The sequence below is a fragment of the Novosphingobium resinovorum genome (assembly GCF_027922145.1).
Classification (GTDB): domain Bacteria; phylum Pseudomonadota; class Alphaproteobacteria; order Sphingomonadales; family Sphingomonadaceae; genus Novosphingobium; species Novosphingobium resinovorum.
The window spans coordinates 428,828-448,776 of record NZ_BSFC01000030.1; the positions used below are offsets into that span (position 1 = coordinate 428,828).

At 66.0% G+C, this 19,949-nt stretch carries 13 protein-coding genes; 9 read left to right on the forward strand and 4 right to left on the reverse strand.

From position 1 onward, the window contains the following. Positions 1-48: 48 nt before the first annotated feature. From PKE80_RS19850 to yaaA, 7 genes are all read left to right on the forward strand, one after another. Entirely contained in the window at positions 49-2,298 is a 2,250-nt protein-coding gene (locus tag PKE80_RS19850; protein WP_271184002.1) for a TonB-dependent receptor, read from the forward strand. An 88-nt stretch (positions 2,299-2,386) separates the two neighbouring features. After that, complete coding sequence (locus tag PKE80_RS19855; protein ID WP_271184003.1) at positions 2,387-3,700, forward strand: alpha/beta hydrolase family protein; 1,314 nt, start codon at positions 2,387-2,389, stop codon at positions 3,698-3,700. Positions 3,701-3,725: 25 nt separating this feature from the next. Then, positions 3,726-5,135: a carboxylesterase/lipase family protein gene (locus PKE80_RS19860; protein ID WP_271184004.1), complete on the forward strand. Its 1,410-nt coding sequence runs from the start codon at positions 3,726-3,728 to the stop codon at positions 5,133-5,135. A 184-nt stretch (positions 5,136-5,319) separates the two neighbouring features. After that, complete coding sequence (gene manD, locus PKE80_RS19865) at positions 5,320-6,528, forward strand: D-mannonate dehydratase ManD (protein ID WP_271184005.1); 1,209 nt, start codon at positions 5,320-5,322, stop codon at positions 6,526-6,528. Between the two features lie 11 nt (positions 6,529-6,539). Next, complete coding sequence (locus PKE80_RS19870; protein WP_271184006.1) at positions 6,540-7,445, forward strand: sugar kinase; 906 nt, start codon at positions 6,540-6,542, stop codon at positions 7,443-7,445. A 53-nt stretch (positions 7,446-7,498) separates the two neighbouring features. Continuing rightward, positions 7,499-8,260, forward strand: coding sequence for a FadR/GntR family transcriptional regulator (locus PKE80_RS19875; RefSeq protein WP_271184007.1), 762 nt, complete (start codon positions 7,499-7,501; stop codon positions 8,258-8,260). 44 nt (positions 8,261-8,304) lie between these two features. Next, positions 8,305-9,057, forward strand: a complete 753-nt coding sequence (gene yaaA, locus PKE80_RS19880) for a peroxide stress protein YaaA (protein ID WP_036526509.1) — start codon at positions 8,305-8,307, stop codon at positions 9,055-9,057. A gap of 12 nt (positions 9,058-9,069) precedes the next feature. Here yaaA and PKE80_RS19885 read toward each other — a convergent pair whose 3' ends face one another. The 3 genes from PKE80_RS19885 to PKE80_RS19895 all read right to left on the reverse strand — a co-directional run bounded on the left by PKE80_RS19885 (position 9,070) and on the right by PKE80_RS19895 (position 15,198). After that, positions 9,070-11,106 (reverse strand): putative bifunctional diguanylate cyclase/phosphodiesterase, encoded by a 2,037-nt coding sequence (locus tag PKE80_RS19885; RefSeq protein ID WP_271184008.1) that lies wholly within the window; start codon positions 11,104-11,106, stop codon positions 9,070-9,072. A 217-nt stretch (positions 11,107-11,323) separates the two neighbouring features. Beyond that, a complete protein-coding gene (locus PKE80_RS19890) occupies positions 11,324-12,784 on the reverse strand; it encodes an amidohydrolase (RefSeq protein ID WP_271184009.1) in 1,461 nt (486 codons plus the stop codon). 80 nt (positions 12,785-12,864) lie between these two features. Beyond that, a complete protein-coding gene (locus tag PKE80_RS19895) occupies positions 12,865-15,198 on the reverse strand; it encodes a TonB-dependent receptor (protein ID WP_271184010.1) in 2,334 nt (777 codons plus the stop codon). Positions 15,199-15,399: 201 nt separating this feature from the next. On the opposite strand from PKE80_RS19895, the gene PKE80_RS19900 reads away from it, so the two are divergent. Beyond that, positions 15,400-15,894 carry an RNA polymerase sigma factor gene (locus PKE80_RS19900; protein WP_008833252.1) on the forward strand — a complete coding sequence of 165 codons (495 nt, stop codon included), beginning with the start codon at positions 15,400-15,402 and terminating at the stop codon, positions 15,892-15,894. Continuing rightward, positions 15,891-16,946, forward strand: a complete 1,056-nt coding sequence (locus PKE80_RS19905) for a FecR family protein (RefSeq protein ID WP_271184011.1) — start codon at positions 15,891-15,893, stop codon at positions 16,944-16,946. Before PKE80_RS19900 ends, PKE80_RS19905 begins: the two co-directional genes overlap by 4 nt. Before the next feature lie 9 nt (positions 16,947-16,955). On the opposite strand, the gene PKE80_RS19910 is transcribed toward PKE80_RS19905, so the two are convergent. After that, on the reverse strand, positions 16,956-19,238 hold the full coding sequence (locus tag PKE80_RS19910) for a TonB-dependent receptor (protein ID WP_271184012.1): 2,283 nt from the start codon (positions 19,236-19,238) through the stop codon (positions 16,956-16,958). Positions 19,239-19,949 lie beyond the last annotated feature (711 nt).

Consider the following 19,949-nt stretch of genomic DNA (forward strand, 5'->3'; position numbering starts at 1 on the left):
CAAAGCCGCTGGGATGACCTTCGCTGGACGAAGGGGAGGAGAAAATAGATGAAACTTTGGCATCACCTCTGCGCAACCACGATCATCGCGGGCGCCGGCGCGCTCGCCGTGCCTGTGATGGCGCAGGATGCGGCTCCGGCCCCCGCCGCCGCCCAGTCCGGCGCGGCCGACAACTACGGCGGCGACATCATCGTGACCGCCAACAAGCGCTCCGAAAGCGTGCAGGAAGTGCCGCTGGCCGTTTCGGTCGTGGCGCCCGGCAAGCTGCAGACCGCCGGTGTCAGCGGTTTCCAAGATCTCTACAAGGTCGCCCCCTCGCTGCGCATCAACCCGGCGCAGCAGCCGCAGAGCGCCAATATCTCGCTGCGCGGCGTCGGCACGTATGCCTTCGGCATCGGCGTCGAGCCCAGCGTCGCGGTGCTGATCGACGAAGTGCCGCTGGCCTTCCAGGCGCGCGCCTTCACCGACCTGCCCGACGTGGAGCGCCTCGAAGTGCTGCGCGGTCCCCAGAGCACCCTCTACGGCAAGGCCGCTTCGGCGGGCCTCATCAACCTCATCACCCGTGGCCCCACCGACAAGCTGGAAATGCGCGTCAACGGTAAGGTGACCAGCGACGACGAAGTCGCCAGCAGCTTCAGCGTCTCCGGCCCGCTCACCGATACCCTCGGCTTCATCGTGTCGGGCAGCTATTCGTGGTGGGACGGCAACGTCCGCAACATCACGCTGGACAAGGACGTCAACAGCCGGCAGGCCTCCAGCTTCCGTGGCAAGCTGAAGTGGGAGCCCAGCAGCGACGTCGCGATCACCCTGGCGGCCAACTACAATGACGGTGAAACCCACTCGGGCATGCCATTCATCAACCTTGCAAGCGGCGCGCTCTATCGCGGCCGGGCCGGATATACGGCTGACGTTGCGCTGCCGGGCATCACGGTCGGCCCCGACAACCAGCAGGTCGTCGACAACGTCGATTCGGGCACCAATTACCACGGTTACGGCGGCTACCTGCGTGGTGAGTTCGGTATCGGCGACATGACGCTGACCTCGATCACGTCCTACGACCGCTTCAAGCTGCACGACTTCGTCGACCAGGATCAGACCGTCGCGCCGATCGACGGCAACAACATCGAGCGCGGCACCTTCAACTCCGAAATGGTGACGCAGGAAGTGCGCCTGCAGTCGCCTGCGGAGGACAAGTTCCGCTATACCGTGGGCGTCTACTTCGCCGACACCAGCTTCAACCGCCCGTTCTATCGCGGGCCGGAGTTCTCGCTGGCGCAGTGGTTCGCCACTGCCAAGCAGCGCCAGATTGCCGGTTTCGTGCAGGCGGACTGGGAATTGGTGCAGGGCCTGACGCTGACCGGCGGCGCGCGTCTGCAGAACGAGAAGGTGTCGTACACCTTCAACGACATCTACAACGGCAATGGCTACTGGTCGGGCAACGCCAGCGACACCGCCGATACCTACAAGGCCAGCGTTCGCTACGAATTCACGCCTGACATCAGCATGTTCGGCACGTTCGCCACCGGCTACAAGGGGCAGACCTACGATCTGTCGACCGGCTTCAATGCCACCCGCGCGGCGGCCGGTGCGATCAAGCCCGAGACGTCGAAGGACTGGGAACTGGGCCTGCGCAGCCAGTTCCTCGACCGCGCAGTGACGCTCAACGTCACGCTGTTCAACACCACTTACAAGAACCTGCAGGCGCAGCAGATCGAAACAGTCGGCGATACGCAGTACTTCCGTCTCACCAACGTGGGCGGCCTGCGCACCCGGGGTATCGAGACCGAGATTTTCCTGCGTCCGGCGCAGGATCTGACGCTGAGCGCAGCGGGTACGTATCTTGATGCCAAGTACACCTCGTTCGAAGGCGCCGCGTGCTATGTCGGTCAGACCGCAGCGCAGGGTTGCACCGGCGGGTCGGTCAAGAGCCAGGATCTGACCGGTGAGCGGCTTACCTCGCCCACGTGGAACCTGCAGGCCAGCGCGGACTTCACGCCCGCACTGACCGACAGCCTGCGCGGTGTCGCTCAGGTCAGCTGGCAGTACCAGAGCGCGACCCATGCCAACGACCCGGCGACCCAGATGGACGCGTTCCACATCGTCAACCTGGGGATCGGCGTTCGCGCCGAGGACAAGGCCTGGGAAGTGGTCGCCTTCGTCAACAACGTGTTCGACCAGCAGTATTACGCCACCATCATCAACCGCGCGAGCTTCTTCGGAAACAGTGCAGCCGCCAACGCGATCCTCCCGCGTGACTTCCGCCGCTACGGCGGGGTCCGGTTCAACCTGAATTTCTGAAGCAGGATCGGGGGCGCAGGTCGGCCCCGATTTTTTCCGGGGGTGCAGGCAGCGCAAGGTCTGCACCCCCGATTTTCCCGTGAGGGGGATGACGATGCTCCGCGTGCTGCTGCCTCTGACACTCGCCGCTGCCGCTCCGCTGGCGATCGCCGCCGGCCAGGAGCCCGCCTCGCCCACCATTCCCGGACCCGACGCGCCGGAACTGGCTGCGCTCGGCAGCCTGCCGGTCGGCACGAGCACTATCGAACTGGTGCAGCCGGGGCAACTTGACGCTCTTCAGGGGGCCGACAAGCCCGCGAAAGTCGACCGCCACCTGACGGTTCGCCTGTGGTATCCCGCAGCCGCCGATGGCCCTCCGATCACCTATCGTACGCCTCTTCCCGGAGAGGACGGCAAGGACGTGCTGTTTACCGTTCCCGGCGTGGCCGCAGAGAATGTCGCCGTCGCCAGGGGGCGCTTCCCGCTCGTGATCCTCGCGCATGGCTACAGCAACAGCCCCGAAGTGCTGGCTTGGCTGGGCGAGAACCTTGCCAGCAAGGGCTACATCGTCGCCGTGCCCGCCTTCCGCGATCCGGCGATCAGCATCCGCACCGATGCCGCGAGGGCAGGGCCGCTCTCCCGCCGTCCGCTCGACATCGCCTTTGTCGCGTCGGAGGCGGCGCGTCTGGCCGGGCGCGGGGAGGGTGTCTTCGCCGCCGCTGACGTCAGCCGCACGGCGCTCGTCGGCTATTCGATGGGCGGCTACGGCGTGCTCACCGCTGCCGGAGCGCCGCTCGATCCCGTCATGGCGAGCAGGACGCGCGGCGTGCTGGCGCCTTATGTAAAGGGCGCCGCCAAGGCCGCCGCGCTCAAGGTGCCGAATCTCAAGGCCGTCGTCGCGATCGCGCCTGCGGGTGGCGCACCGGGCCTGCAGCCATGGACCGCGCCCGGCGTGGCGGCGATCACCGCGCCCACGCTTTACATCGTCGGCAGTCAGGACAAGGCGGTCGGCTACGATCCCGGCGTACGCAGCCTGTTCGAAGCGCAGGTCCACGCTCCGCGCTATCTCCTGACTTTCCGCGAGGCCGGGCACAGCATTGCCCTGACCGGTGCCCCGTCGGAAGCCCGTGCGAAGTTCTGGGACTTCGAGTGGTTCGAGGACGCCGTCTGGCGCAAAGACCGGTTGCTGGCAGTGCAGGCGCATTTCATCACCGCCTTCCTCGACCGCACGGTCAAGGGCGACGAGGGCAAGGCCGCCTACATGGACGGACTGGTGGTGGACTCCAATGCGGGCAAGTGGCCCGATGCACCCGGCGGCCGTTATTCGGGCTACAGCCCCGGCGCTTCGGAGGCCACCTTGTGGAAGGGATTCCAGCCCAACAAGGCGACAGGCATGTCGCTGGAATTCAAACCCGCTTCCTGAGCATCCGCGCAACCGGGAGATGACGATGCGCAAGTTGACGATCACGCTGGGCCTCCTGACCCTCGCCTCAACCGGTCACGCCGAGGACGTGCCGCCGCCGCAGGTTACGGTGGAGCAGGGCACGGTCTCGGGCGTCGATGCCGATGGCGTGACCGCGTTCAAGGGCATCCCCTTCGCCGCGCCGCCGGTGGGCGACTTGCGCTGGCGCGCGCCGCAGCCCGCCGCGAAGTGGAACGGGGCGCGCAATGGCGCGGCTTATGGCCACGATTGCATGCAGAACTACAACGCGGTGCCGCTGCCGCCGGGTTCGGCTCCGTCGGAAGACTGCCTCTACGTCAACGTCTGGCGCCCCTCGGGCGAGGCGACGAAACTGCCGGTGCTGGTGTGGATCTATGGCGGCGGCTTCGTGAATGGCTCGGCCTCGCGCCTCATCTACACGGGCACGCGCCTTGCGCAGCAGGGCGTCATGGTCGTCAGTTTCAACTACCGCCTCGGTCGCTTCGGGACTTTCGCGCATCCGGCGCTGACGAGGGCGAAGGAGGACGGCGGGCGCCTCGCCAACTACGGTTTCATGGACCAGATCGCGGCTATGGAGTGGATCAAGCGCAACGTCGCGGCCTTCGGCGGAGACCCGCAGAACATCACGGTCATGGGCGAGAGTGCTGGCGGTATGTCGGTCCATAACCTCGTTACGGCTCCAGCGACGCAGGGCAAGGACCTGTTCCAGCGCGCGGTGGTCATGTCGGGCGGCAGCGGATCGGCAATCAAGGCTTCCACGCTCAAGGATGCCGAGGCGATCGGCCTCGCCTTCGGCAAGGCCGAGGGTGTGGCGGCCAACGATCCGCAGGCGCTGGCCAAACTGCGTGCTATCCCTGCTCGCAACGTCACCGGGGACATCAAGCTGGGCACAGTGCTGACCGGCGGGCCGCGCACGTTCTCCTCGCCGTTCCCGCTGGGTGGTGCGGCAACGGACGTGGCGGCGGCCTACAAGGCGGGGCGCTTCGCCAAGGTGCCGACCATCATCGGCGCGACCAGCGGCGACCTCGGCGGCAGGGATGGCATGATGATTGCGGGCGCGCGCCACCTTGCCGGGACCATCGCGGGGCAGGGCGTGCCGACGTGGTACTACCGCTTCTCCTACGTCTCCGACGCGGCGGTCACGCCCAAAAGCGACGGCGCCATCCATGCCGACGACCTGCCCTATTTCTTCGACACCGTGGATATCAAGTACGGCGCGAAGACCCGTCCCGCCGACCAGGCGATGGGTCACACGATCGCGACGTACATCGCCAACTTCGTGAAGACCGGCAACCCGAACGGCCAGACCGTGCCGCAGTGGCCGGGCTATGCCGGAGTGGGCGGTTCGATGATGGACTTCGCGGCGGACGGCGCCACCCGCGTCGCCGCCGATCCCTGGGCGCCGCCCGCGCCGTGACGATCTCTCCCAACCTGCCCTGACAGCAGGACTCTGCCGGGCGGTCTTCCAAGACCGTCCGGCTTTTTTCTGACATTCAGGAGTCACCTGATGTATTGCATCAATGAGGTAAGGCCAATATGAAGGTCGAGAAAGGCGAGTCAGTGCGGGCAAGGGTCCGTCCGGCTCTCAAGGGAGATCACCAGTGAAGATCACTTCGGCCAAGGTCATCGTGACCTGCCCCGGTCGCAATTTCGTGACGCTCAAGATCGTAACCGATCAGGGGGTCTACGGCATCGGCGACGCGACGATGAACGGGCGCGAGAAGGCCGTCGTTGCGTATCTCGAAGATCACGTCATCCCCTGCATCGTCGGCATGGACCCGCGCCGGATCGAGGATATCTGGCAGTATCTGTACAAAGGTGCCTACTGGCGTCGCGGTCCGGTGACGATGCGCGCGATTGCCGCCGTCGACGTCGCGCTGTGGGACATCAAGGCCAAGATGGCGGGCATGCCGCTCTACCAGCTGCTCGGTGGCCGCAGCCGCGACGGCGTGATGTGCTACGGCCATGCCAACGGCAGCGACATCGCCGAAACCGTCGACGCGGTCGGGCAGTACATCGACCTCGGCTACAAGGCGATCCGCGCGCAGACCGGCGTGCCGGGCATCAAGGATGCCTACGGCGTAGGCCGCGGCAAGCTGTTCTACGAACCGGCCGACGCCGCGCTCCCCTCGGTCACCGGCTGGGACACGCGCAAGGCGCTGAACTACGTGCCCAAACTGTTCGAGAAGCTGCGCGAGACCTACGGCTTCGACCATCACCTCCTGCATGACGGTCACCACCGTTACACCCCGCAGGAAGCCGCCAACCTCGGCAAGATGCTGGAACCCTACCAGCTGTTCTGGCTGGAGGACGTGACGCAGGCCGAGAACCAGGAAGCGTTCAAGCTGATCCGTCAGCACACCGTCACTCCGCTGGCCGTGGGCGAGATCTTCAACACGATCTGGGACGCCAAGGACCTGATCCAGAACCAGCTGATCGACTACATCCGCTGCACGATCGTCAGCGCGGGCGGCGTCACGCACTTGCGCCGCATCGCCGACCTTGCCGCGCTCTACCAGATCCGCACCGGCAGCCACGGCGCCACCGACCTCTCGCCCGTCACGATGGGCACGGCGTTGCACTTCGACACCTGGGTCCCGAACTTCGGTATCCAGGAATACATGCGCCACACCGAGGAGACCGACGCGGTCTTCCCGCACGACTACACGTTCGACGCGGGCGAGCTGTTCTGCGGCGAGACCCCCGGCCACGGCGTCGACATCGACGAGGAACTGGCCGCCAAGTATCCCTACAAGCCCGCCTACCTGCCGGTCGCCCGGCTGGAAGACGGGACGATGTGGAGCTGGTAAGGGCCGGCGTTATGGCAAGGATCGTCTGCCTGGGCGAGGCGATGGTGGAACTGTCCGGCTCGGCGGGAGCATGGAGCGTGGGGTTCGGCGGCGATACGCTGAACACCGCGATCCACCTCGCCCGCGCCGGGCATGACGTTGCCTACATGACCGCGCTGGGCACGGATGCCTTCAGCGAGGGGCTGCGAACGGCATGGTCGGCAGAGGGCATCGACTGCGGCCTCGTGCTGCGGCACCCGACGCGGCAGGCCGGGCTTTATGCGATCACCACCGATCCTTCGGGAGAGCGCAGCTTCACGTACTGGCGCGAGACGAGCGCGGCGCGGGCGCTGTTCGAACTGGAAGCGGTGGATGCGGCGATGGACGTCGCCGAAACGGCAGACCTCCTGAGTTTCTCGCTGATTTCGCTGGCGATCCTGCCACCGCAGGGGCGTCAGGATCTGCTTCGGCTGGCCGGGCGGGTGCGTGATCGCGGCGGTCTGGTCGCGTTCGATGGCAACTATCGCCCGCGCCTCTGGGAATCACCTGAGGCGGCTGTGCAGATCCGCGACAAGGCGATCGCCTTCGCCGACATCGGCCTGCCGACTTTCGAGGACGAGGCGGCGCTGGACGGCGCCGGATCGCCGCAGGAAGTCGCCGCGCATTGGCAGCGTCTGGGTTGCAGTGAAGTGGTGGTAAAGCTGGGTGCCGAAGGTTGCCTCCTGCCCGGTGGCGAAGCCTGCCCAGTGCCGAGCACGCTGAGACCGGTCGATACCAGCGGCGCGGGAGATGCCTTCAATGGCGGTTATCTCGCGGCGCGTATGCAGGGTATCGCGGTGTCGGAAGCGGCGCTGGCGGGGCACCGCATGGCCGGCTGGAACGTCATGCGGCGCGGTGCGATCCCGCCGCGCGATGAGGCCGCGCCTTATGCGCTTTGATGAAGTGGTAAGATGACTTGCGAGTGCGTGCCGCTTGTGACATTCAAGGATGCATGGCGGAACGCTTGAAACTTTACCAGCGCGTGGCGCAGGAGATCGAACAGGGCATCAGGAGCGGGCAATATGCGGCAGGCAGCCGGTTGCCTGCCGAGCGTGACCTTGCCGAGCAATTCCAGGTCAGCCGCCCCACCATTCGTGAGGCGATGATCGCCCTTGAAATCCGCCAGCTGGTGGAAGTACGCCACGGCTCGGGCGTCTATGTGGCAGAGGAAATGCCCGCCGACCGCACCCCGGCCGAACTCAACGTCGGCGCCTTCGAACTGATCGAGGCGCGCATCATGTTCGAGGGCGAGGCGGCGGCGCTTGCGGCCACCGTCATGTCCGACGAGGAAGTGGCGCGCGTCGGCGAAATCCTCGAACGCATGGAAGCGCTCGACCCGGCGACGGCAGAGGAACTGGCGCTCGACCGGCAGTTCCACATGGCCATTGCAGAGGGCACGCAAAGCTCTCTGGTCGCCCAGACCGTCGAACACTTGTGGGATTTGCGTGAACAGTCGCCGCTGTGCCGCCACATGTTCGAGCAGGCTCGGCAGGTCGGCATCAACCCGCGTCCCGACGAGCACCGCCGGGTCTACGACGCGCTCGTCCAGCGCGATTCGGAGCAGGCGCGCTCCGCCATGCGCGCCCATCTGATGCGCGTGTCGGAGGACCTGCTAGCCGTCACCGAACTCCAGTTGATCGAGAAAGCCAAGCAGGAGATTGGCGAAAAGCGGCGGCGGATCGCCCGTAGCCCGCTGGCCGGTGTTTCGCACTGAAGGGCATTTGACGCGCCTGCCGGTGCTCGCTACCGCTCGGCGCGATGATTGCCCTTCTGTCTCCCGCCAAGACGCTCGATTTCGAGCGCGTGCTGCCGCCGCTCGCCGTTTCTACTCCGCACTTCGTGGAGGAGGCGACCAGCCTTGCGCGCTCGGCCGCGAACCTCACGCAGAAGCGCCTTTCCGAGCTGATGCATATCTCGCCGCGTCTGGCGAAGCTGAACGCCGACCGTTTTCGCGACTTCCCCGAACTGCCCGAGCGGCAGGCGCTGTTCGCCTTCGCCGGAGACGTCTACACCGGGTTCGAGGCGCATACGCTGGACGAGCCGGGCGTGACTTTCGCGCAGGATCACTTGCGCATGCTCTCGGGTCTTTACGGGCTGCTGCGCCCGCTCGACACGATCAAGCCCTACCGTCTCGAAATGGGGACTCGCTGGGCGCCGCGTCACAAAAGCCTGACCGACTGGTGGGGCGACCGCATCGCCGCGCTGCTGCGCGAACAGGTGGCGGAGGAAGGATCGGGCGTCGTGCTCAACCTTGCCAGCCAGGAATACTTCGCCGCCGTCTCCGGGCGCCTTTCCGGCATCCGGGTGATCGAGGTCGAGTTCCGCGAGCCCGGCCCCAACGGCCCGCGCTTCATCAGCTTCAACGCCAAGCGTGCGCGCGGCATGATGGCGCGCTGGATGTGCGAGCACCACATCACCGACGTCGATGCGATGCGCGGCTTCGACACCGACGGCTACCGCTTCGATGCCGAGGAGAGCGATGCCGACCGCTGGCGCTTCACGCGCGCCTGACGGGGACGCCGTTCAGGCGACCTGCGCGAGATCGACTTCGGCATTTGCGAAGTAGCCGAGGACTTCGCCCGCCTCGATCGGCTTGCTGTAGTAGTAGCCCTGAAGGTGAGTGCACCCGGCCGACTTGGTCGCGCCGATCAGGTGCGCCTCGCTGATTCCTTCGGCGACCACTTCGGCGCCGACGTGGCGGGCCATCGTCACTGCCGCTTCCAGCACCGCCACCGAGGCCGGGTCCTGCCCGAGGTCCATGACGAGGCTGCGGTCCAGCTTCATGCGGTCGAACTTGAAGCTCTTGACCATCGACAGCGACGAGTAGCCGGTGCCGAAATCGTCGAGCGCGATGCGGAAGCCCAGCGTGCGCAGCAGGTTGAGCGTCAGCAGTGCCCGCGTGTTCCGCTCGATCGACAGCGATTCGGTCACTTCCAGGAACAGGCGCCGCGGAACGATGCCGTTACGGCGGCAGGCGTCCAGCAGGAAGCCGCTGAATCCTTCGTGCTGCAACTGCAGCGGCGACAGGTTGATGCTGAGGAACATGTCGGGCCACTGCGCGAAATCGGCCAGCGCGCGCTCGATGATCCATTCGCCGAGCCGCACCATCAGCCCGCTGCGCTCGGCGGCCGGGATGAAGCTGGAGGGTGGGACATCGCCGAGTTCGGGATGGCGCCAGCGGACCAGTGCCTCGACCTCGCGCGCGTCGTCGACGACCGAGTGGATCGGCTGATAGACCATGCGCAGTTGATCACGCTCGAAGGCGAATTCGAGGTCCTTTTCCAGCGCGCGGTCGATCGAACGTTCCTGCGCCATGGCGAGGTCGAAGGCGGTGGCACAGTTGCGGCCGCTCTTCTTGGAGGCATAGAGCGCCATGTCGGCGTTGCGCAGGATGTCGTCCACGTCCTGTGCTTCGTCGCCTGCGGTGACGTCGACCACGCCCATCGAGCAGGTGACCGCGACCGCATAACCGCCAAGGCTGAAAGGCGCGCGGACCGCATCGACAAGGCCCGAGGCGAGGACGAAACCCTGCTTTCCTTCGGCCAGCGGCATGGAGACGGCGAATTCGTCGCCGCCGATGCGGGCCACGACGCTCTCGCTGCCGAGGTGGTCCTTCACCCGTTCGCCGATCAGGCGCACGAGGTCGTCACCGGCGGCATGGCCGTAGTCGTCGTTGACGTGCTTGAAGCGATCTATGTCGATGACCATGCAGGCAAAGCGCCGCTCGCCGCCGATCGCCAGCAGCTTGCCGAACGTTTCGAGGAAAGCGCGGCGGTTGGGCATCCCGGTGGCGGGGTCGCTGAAGGCGAGGTTCTTCACCGCGCGGGCGTTCTGGCGGAAGGTTTCCAGCGGGTGCGACAGCGCCTGCAGTTCCTTGAGGCGGAACGTGCCGATCTCGATGTCGAGGTCGCCGTCGGCAAGGCGCTGGACGTTGCCGTGCATCCGGCGGATCGCCGGCAGGATATTGCGGGAGATGTCGAACAGGGCGAGCAGCACGACGAGGATCGTCACCAGCCCGGTCGCCAGCACCAGCAGCTGCCAGCGCCCGACTGAGGCGACGAGCTGCTGCTGCGCGCTGCGGCGCTGGGCGTGGGCTCGATCGACGATGCCGTCTGCGAATTCGCCCATCGCGACATTGCGGGCCTCGATCCGGCGGGCAAGCGAGCGCGTGGCGCCGTGCTTCTGGACTTCGAGGATTTCGGCGACGTGCCGGTCGAGGTCGGCGAAGGGATTGCCCGCTTGCGGCGCGTCGTAGAACACCATGCCGCTATTGCGGAAACGGCCGAGTTGGTCGCCGATGCCGATGGCCTGGTCGGTAAGTTCGTCGCTGCTGCCGCCGGTCTCGCTGGCCATCAGGCCCCGATTGGTGGCCATGCGCAGCTTGGCGACCGCGTCGGCGAACTGGTCTGCGTTCTCGGCGATGGCGGAGGTTTGGATCAGCGCATCGCTCTGTTCGCGCAGGGCGTAGGCTTCTCGCTGGGTCACGACCTGCAGCAGGACCGTAAACACCACGATCAGCGTAAGCGCGCCCACCAGCCGCGTCTCGAGAGACGCGAACATGCGCCCGAACTTCGAATTAACGTTGAACATCTCGCACCCGAATTGTGCCGGGAATTCCCCATTCCCGTGCCATTGAGCGAGAGGTTAACGCGAATTTCCTAAGAAAATCTAATAAGGACAGTTACTTGACTGTCATTAATAGTCATTGAAATGTCATAATGAGAAAAAAAACCCGGTTCCGCGCACTTGCGCGGAACCGGGGTCAGGATGGGTCCGGTCAATTCTTTGAGGCAGGCGCCTTGCGATAGTCGAGCGAGGGTGCCTTGTCGCCGAGCAGCGAGCGGTAAACGAAGTCCGGTCCGCGCCGTTCGTCCAGTTCCTTCTTCGCGGCGGCCAGCGTCTCCGGGCTCTGGAACAGCTGCGCGGCGGTGAGGGCAAGGGTCTTGGCGGCCACTTCCGCGCCCTTGGTGCCGACGCTGTTGCCGCTGGCGGCGACCGCCTGCCAGCTGTGCGGCGGCGTGCCGGGCGCCCAGGTGCCTGCGGACATGCCCGCCGTGGGCGTGGTGTAGCTGACATCGCCGACGTCGGTGGAGGCGGACATGATCTCGCCGCTGGAATAGGGCTCGACCCCGGTGGTGCGCTTGCGGCCGCCCTTGGGCAGGGTGGCCGCGATCTTGTCGATGAACGCCTGTTCCTGCGCGGTATAGGTGGGCAGCGGAACCTGCTTGAGGTTGTCGTACATCACGTGGCCCAGCGTGTCGTTGGGAAGCAGGTCGAAGGTGCCGCCGATCTGGTCGTACTCGACCGTGGTGCCGGTGCCGAGCGCGGCGCCTTCGGCGGCCTTCTTCACGCGCTCCATGATGTCGGCGACCTGCTGCTGGTCGGGGTGACGCACGTAGTAGTAGACCTCGGCGGTGTCGGGCACGACGTTGGGGGCCTTGCCGCCATCGGTGATGACGTAGTGGATGCGCGTTTCCTGCGGCACGTGCTCGCGCATCATGTTGACCATGTTGTCCATCGCCTCGACACCGTCGAGCGCGGAGCGCCCGCGTTCGGGCGCGGCGGCGGCGTGCGAGGCGAGGCCGTGGAAGCGGAACTTCGCGCTGACGTTCGCAAGCGCATGACCCTGCATGGCGCTATAGCCGTCGCCCGCATGCCAGTGCAGCATGGCGGAAACGTCTTTGGTCAGACCGGAGCGGACGAGGAAGACCTTGCCCGAGCCGCCCTCTTCGGCGGGCGCGCCGTAGACCCGCAGTTCGCCCTTGATGCCGTGGGCAACCATCCAGTTCTTGGTGGCGATCGCCGCCGCGACCGAGGCGGCGCCGAACAGGTTGTGACCGCAGGCATGACCGGCGATCCCGTCGATGACGTGGCGCTCAGGCTCGGCCGCCTGGGCGAGGCCGGGAAGGGCGTCGTACTCGGCGAGGATGCCGATGACGGGGCCGTCTGCGTTCTTGAAGCTGGCGATGAAGGCGGTGGGCATGCCCGCGACACCGGCGGTCACCTTGAAGCCTGCCGCCTTGAGGTCCTTCTGGAGAAGCCCCGAGCTTTTGGTCTCCTGGAAGCCGACTTCGGCCCAGGACCAGATCTGCAATGCATTTCGCGCCATCGCGGGTGCGCCGCGATCGACTTCGGCGAGGATCGCGGTGCGGTCGGCATCGGCCAGCGGCTCGGCCAGCGCCGGAGTAGAAGCGAGCGCGGAAAGGGAGAGCAGGGCGGTACGAAGACGGGATTTCATCGGGCTACATCCTCATCGAAGGGTCGTATCGAAAGGGGTGCCTGCGCGGATCATGGCGATCCGCGCAGGCGGGCAGGGGATCAGCGCTTGCCGAACGACATGCGCAGCTGGGCACCGAACACGCGCGGCTCGTTGTAGACGAGCGTGGTCGAAGTCACCGACGGGGTGACGACACCGCCGGCAGCAGCATACGTCACATCGAACAGGTTACGCACGAAGAAGCCGAGGTCGATGCCGCGATCCTCGATGTTGTTGAAGTCCAGCTTGAGGTTGACGGTGTCGTAGGCCTTCTGGATGCCGTTGGTGTCCAGCGGACGCTCGACGTACCAGACCTTGGCGCTGTGGAACCAGTTGGCGTTGAACACCATCTCGGCGAAGTTGCCCAGGTACGTCGCGTAACGCGCACCGCCGCCGATGGTCCACTTGGGCGTGTAGGAGAACTTGTTGTTCACCGGGTTGTTGCCCAGCAGCGGTATGAAGGCTGCGGGTGCGTCGTACTCGTCGTACTTGGCATCGGTGTAGGCGCCGAAGCCCGACAGCGTGAAGCCGCCGACCGGGGTGACCGAGAAGTCGAACTCGGTGCCCTTGATCGTCGCCTTGGCGGCGTTAATGATCAGGCTGCTCGGATCGTTGGCCGAGTTGCCGTCGCCGTCGAAGTCCGCGCCGGGGAAGATCGAGCGCTGGATGTTGTTGTACTTGCTGGTATAGGCCGCGATGTTGAAGCGGCCCTTCACGCCGCCGATTTCCCAGCTGCTCTTGATACCGGCCTCGTAATCGGTGACCTTCTCGGGCTGGAACGTCTCGAAGCCGTCGAAGTACGAAGACATGCCGCTCTGGTTGTAGCCCGCCGAGCGGTAGCCGCGCCGGTTGGTGATGTAAAGGAACAGGTCGTCGTTGACCTTGTAGTCGAAACCGACGGTCCAGGTCGGGGCCTTGGAGCTTTCCGAACCGGTCTTGCCGCCCTGCGTGGCGCAGGCGTCAGGCCCGATGCGGTCGGCCGTGTCGAGCGCCGCGACCGAGCAGCCGCTCGACTTGTCCCAGGTGTAACGGAAGCCGCCGTTGAAGCGCAGCCCTTCCGCGAAGCCGCCGAAGGCATAGCCGACCTGCCCGAACAGCGCCTTGCTGGTCGAGGAATTGTAGTTCTCGTTGTAGGTGAAGGTCCTGCCCGGGATCACCGCCGAGTAGGTGACGCTGCCGTTTACGCCGGTCGGGTCGCTCTTGAGGTAGAAGGCGCCTACGATCCAGTCGAGGCGGTCGTTCAGCAGCGAGCCGAGGATTTGGAACTCGTTCGAGACCTGCTCGACGTCGGTGTTGGACACGCCGTCGTAAAGCGCGAGGTAGGTGCCGTCCATGTCACGGGCGGCCGCGACCTTGCTGCGGCGGTAGCCGAAGATGTTCTTGAAGGTGACCTTGCCGACTTCCAGTTCGGAGGTGTTGGCCACGCCCCAGAAGGTGCGGTTCGAATAGGGATCGATGCTCGTGCTGACGTCGCGCACGCCCGTCGCCTGCTGTTCGGCCAGCGCGATGTCGATGTCGCAGCCCGCGACGCCGCAGTCGAAGTAGGGACGGTTCGCCGCCGTGCGCGCGGTGCCGCCGCCGCTGACGGCCGGGTTCGGGTAGACGCCGTTGAGCACGGTGCCGGTGCCGTTCTCACGGGCGCGATACCAGTCGAACACGGTGGTGTTCTTGAGGCCATCGACCGGCTCGATCAGGAGCGAGGCGCGGAAGGCGTCGTTGTGGCGGTCGTCGAGATCGCCGCCGTTGCCGTGGTTCTTGGTGTAGCCGTCGCGGCGGGCGATCTGGCCTGCGACGCGCAGGGCAACACGGTCCGCGACGATCGGCACGTTGACGGCGCCCTCGAAGGTCGTCTCGTTGTACGAGCCGAGCGTGACCTGTCCGTAACCGGCGAAATCATAGTCGGGCGCGACGGGGTAAAGCAGGAGTGCGCCGCCGGTGGTGTTGCGGCCGAAGAGGGTGCCCTGCGGACCCTTGAGCACCTGGATCGAGCCGATGTCGAAGGTCGGCACGATGCTGCCTTCGTTGGGCAGCGGCACGTCGGCGAAGTAGGTCACGACCGAAGGCGCTGCGGCGCCTGCCGTCGCGCGGCGCTGGCCGCGGATCACGATCGAGGGGGTATCGCGCGAGGTCTGCGGCGCGACGTTGAGGCCGGGGGTGGTGTAGGTCAGGTCCTGCGTGGAGACGACGGCCTTCTCGCGCAGCATCTCGGAGTTGAACGCGGTGACCGAGACGGGGACGGTCTGGGCGCTTTCCTCGCGGCGGCGCGCGGTAACGACGATGTCGCCGCCGGGCTGGTCGAGGTTTTGAGCGGCAGTGTCGGACTGGGCCTGCGCGGGCGCGGCGATGGCAAGAACGGTGGACGCGAGAAGTAGAGCCGAAAGGCTGCGACAGGTCATTGGTGTGTTACCCCATGGTTGTCCGGCCTGTCCCTGATCGCAGGCCGATATGCGCAAGACGCAAAGGCGCGCGGATCATTCGCTGCCCGTGAAAAAATATATCGGATGACCTTCCGCAGCCTGCGCGGCTATGGACGCCGGGCATTGGACCGAAGGGCTGATCCGATTTTCTCGTTGCGCAGGACACCGCAGGAAAAGCATGTGCAGGGCCGCCGGCAGGTGACCGACCTGTCGGTGCACGTGCCCGCCCTGCGCCGTTATATCGCCAAGCGGGCGAACCCGGTGGATGTCGACGATCTCGTGCAGGACGTGCTGGTCCGCATGCACGTGCGTGGGCAGGCGGACCCGATCGCCAATGTCGAAGGCTACCTCTTCCAGGTCGCAGCGAGTGTTCTGACCGACCGGGCGCGGCGCGATACGGTCCGTCATCGCGGCGCGCATCACGAGCTGACCGAAGCGCTGCACCCGGTGGACGACCTCACCCCCGAACGCGTGCTGCGCGGCCGTGAGGACGTCGATCGGCTCGCCAATGCGCTGGAGGAAATGCCCGAACTGACGCGCGACGTCTTCGTGCTGCACCGCTTCGAGGAGATGTCCTACGATGCGATCGGACGGCACCTCGGCATCTCGACCAGCGCGGTCGGGCGCAACATCATGAAGGCGATCCGCTTCCTCGCCGCGAGGGATCTGCCATGAGCAAATCCGCCGACAACCTCCCGTTCGACGACCGCCCGTTCGATGGCCGGGCGCTGGAAAGGATCGACTCGCCCGAAGCGACCGCCGCTGCCTATTTCAGCATCTTCCGTTCACCCAAGGCGACGCGGCAGGACTACGAGGATTTCGAAACCTGGCACGCCCGCGACGAAGCGCACCGCATCGCTTGGGCGCGGGTGGAGCGGGCCTGGGACGGCACCGGAGCCATGCGCGCCGACGCCCGCATCCTCGAAATCCGCGAGCGGGCGCTGGCCAACCGCCGCGACCGCCGCGCCTGGGCGCGCCGAGCGATGGCGGCCGGGCTCGCGTTGGCCGTCCTGGTCGGCGGGCTGACCTTCCAGCACTATCGCGGGGGCGGCGAAGCGCCCGCAGCTGCGCTCGCGCAAGCGGACAGCCACGTGATCTCGACGGGCGTGGGGCAGCAGAGCACTTTCCGGATGACGGACGGCTCGGCGATCACCGCCAACACCTCGACCGTGCTCGCCGTTTCGGAAAGCGAAACCGGGCGCAGCACGACCATCCGCAGCGGCGAGGCGTTCTTCGAAGTCGCCAAGAACCCGCGCAAGCCCTTCGTCGTCTCGGCCGCAGGCGTGCGGGTGACCGCGCTGGGCACGGCTTTCGCGGTGCGGGACACCGGCGGCCGCGTCACGGTCACGCTTGCAGAAGGCCGCGTGCGCATCGACATGCCGGCAGGGCAGGGCCGTGAGGCCCAGTCCACCGTTCTTCATCCCGGGCAGGAACTCGTGTGGCAGGGCGGTGCCTACCGCATGGCCGAGGTCGCCGTGGACCGCCAGCTATCCTGGCGCTCGGGCGTCCTGAGCTTCGATCGCGTGCCGCTGGAGCAGGCCGTGGCCGAGATCAACCGCTACAGTCCGCAGGAGATCATCGTCTCCAGCCCACAACTTGCGCGTCGGCCCATCAGCGGCACGTTCCGCATCGGCGTGACGCGCGGGTTCCTGCAGAGCCTCGAACTGGCCGGGATCGCCCGCGTCGAGAACGAAAGCGTCACGCGCGCCGAACTCGTCGCGCCTTGACCGCGCGGGTCATTCGAAACTGTAGCGCAGTCGAAGCCCGATCGTGCGCGGCGGTCCGGGAATGATCGTCGCCGCCGTGTAGGCCGGATTGAGCGTCCCGCCGCCGCTCACGTAGAACCGGTCGGTGAGGTTGCGGCCCCACAATTCCATATCCACCGGCAATCCGCCCGGCCGACGCCATGTGATCGAAGCGCCAAGCAGCCCGTAGGCGGGCTGCCGCGCGAAAGATTCAGTCGGCCTTTCTGTCAGCCGGACACTGCTCACCCACGCGTAGTCTGCGCCAAGAGCGAGAGTTCCGAGCCCTACGGGCAAGGGAAGATCGTGCGATAGGAACACCGATCCGCCGAACGTCGGCGTATATGTGAAGCGGTTGTGCAGCGGGTCCGTGCCCAAAAGCGAGGTCAGGGCGGTGGGGGCATCGATCCGGGTATAACGCGCGTCGATCCACGAGGCGCTGAGGGTCAGCCGGGTACGGGTTCCCAGGTTCGCTGAAAACTCACCGTCTGCTCCCGCGACCCGGGCTTTCGCGCTATTGATGTAGAGGGTGATGGGGTCGGTCGTCAGATCGCCGTCGCCGTCGAAATCGACATCGGGGAATAGCGCGCGCTGTACGTCGTCGTACAAGCCGACATAGGCGGCCACTGCGTAAGATCCGCTGATCCCGCCCAAACTCCAGCGCCCCTTGGCGCCGACCTCGAAGTCGGTCAGCGTCTCGGGCCGGAAAGTCTGGAAAGGCGCCAGTAACCCGCCGAGCGCCGGCGTGTTGTAGCCGCCCGAACGAAACGCGCGGCGGCTGGTGGCGTAGAGGCTGCTGTCTCCCAGCCTACGGGTCAGCGCCAGCGTCCAGGTGAGCCGCCGCGATCGCGCCTTCCCGCGGGTCCCGCCATCATCAAGGCATTGGCGCTCGGACAATGGTCTGGCCACGGCGGATCGCAGCGCACAGCCGCCGATCCACTCACCGGTATAGCGCAGGCCGAGATCGGCGGTCAGGTCGGCGGCGAGCGCTGCCGTAACCTGACCGAAGATCGCGGCGCTGCGGAAAGTCTGGTAGCTGGCGATGTGCGAAGGCGGGTTGTCGGGCCGCACCAGTCGCGACAGGGTCTGTACGACCGGACCGTCGGGGGCACTGCTCAGGTAGAACAGCCCGCCGATATAGCGAAGGCTGCCGTGCTTTCCCTGAACCTGCAACTCCTCGCTCCACTGGCGCAGGCGGGCATCGGTGATCGAATCGTTGATCGGCAGCGGCGTCCCGTCTCCATCGAGGGTGTAGTGCAGGTCGGTCGTCCTGAGCCCGGCGATGTTGCGGACCAGCAGGTCGCCCTCGCCATATTCGGTAACGTTGCCGATACCGCGAAACCGCCGCCGGAAGGATGGCGCCAGGCCGGATTGGGAGGTCCGGCGGCCCAGCGTCTGCTGAGCCTCGAAATAGCCGTCGATATCACAGGCGCCAGTGCCGCAATCGAAGTAGGGCGCGTTACGCGCGTCGCGCACGCTGCCTCCCGGATAGACGCCTGCGAGGATCAGGGCGGCGCCCTTCTCTTCGGCATCGAGCATGTCGAAGCTCGTGGTGGAGCGCAGCGGCCCGTCCGGATCGAAACGCAGAACCGCGCGCATCGCGTCCGTATGCACATCGTCCGCGCGTCCGCCGTCGACCATGTACGTATAGCCTTCGCGCCGCACTTGCTGACCCGACACGCGAAGCGAGAAGGGACCGGACGCGGGCAATTCGATTGCCGCTTCCATACGGTGCAGTCCGTAGTTGCCGATTTCGCCTTCGACGTAGGAGGCGATACCCTCTCCCGGCTGTACCGAGCGCAGCAGCACCGCGCCGCTCGTGGCATTGCGGCCGAACAGCGTTCCTTGCGCGCCGCGCAGCACCTCGACCGAAGCAATGTCGAACAACGGCGAGAGCGCGGCCTGATTGGGCAGGGGCACTTCGTCCTGATAGACGACGAGCGGCAGCCGGTTCTCGTCGCTGATCGATCGCCGCTGGCCGCGCATCACCAGAAGCGGCGTGGCGCTGCTGGTCTGGCCGGTGGCGACGAAACCCGGAGTTATGCGCGCCACGTCCGCCAGGGTGCGAACGGCCGCGTGCTGCAGCGCCGAATTGTCGAGATGGGTCACGACCAGCGGCACGTCGCGCTCCAGTTCGGGGCGACGCCGTGCAGAAACGAGAATTTCGGGAGGTTCGGGGACTGGGGCTGGAGGCCGGGGTTGCAGCACTTTGCGGACAGGCGGCGTCTTTGCGATCAGATATACGCCGGGGGCGACGGCACGAACGGACAGACCCATGCCGCGGGTCATTCGCGTCAACGCTTCGGCCGGAGTCATATGGCCGTGTACGGCATGCGTGCGCCGCGCCTCGCTACCGGGCGCGTTGACCAGGATCTGAACTCCGGCCTGCTGCCCCAGCGACGCTACGGCGCGGGCCAGCGGAAGCGCAGGGACGTTCAGTTCCCCGTTCCTGGCGAAGGCTCCGGTCGCCGACCAAATGAGGACTGCGAACGCACAGACGGCATTCGCTATGCTAGCACGCAACCCGAAGTTTTCCCGGCAATTGAGCCATAATTCCCTTTGGCGGCGTGGCTATCGGCATCAGCGACACGCTTCAAGCAAAAGCTGGAAGGGGTTTGGCGCTGGGCTTGCCGGCTCGCAGTCTGCCTTGGTGCTGTTGGCCCCTTGTTGAAACATTTTTGAAAATTGGCTGTTGACCGAATCAGAAGCCCCCCTTAGAGGCCGCTTCACCGCAGCGAAGCACGCTTCTGCTACGGTCGCCAACACAGACGGACAGCTAGTTCCCCCGATCGCAAGAACGAGGGACGCTTGGTTGTCCGGCTTTACTGTTCGGCGGGGCTGGCCGCAAGGCTGGTTCGTTCTTTGACATTGTAGGTTTATGATGAAGGGACATGTGGGCGACGGCGCCTGGTCTTTCGGGTCTTCGGGCCGGGAGTACCAGTTTAAAGCAAGCCGATGCTGCATATGTCCTAACGTAACCATACGTTT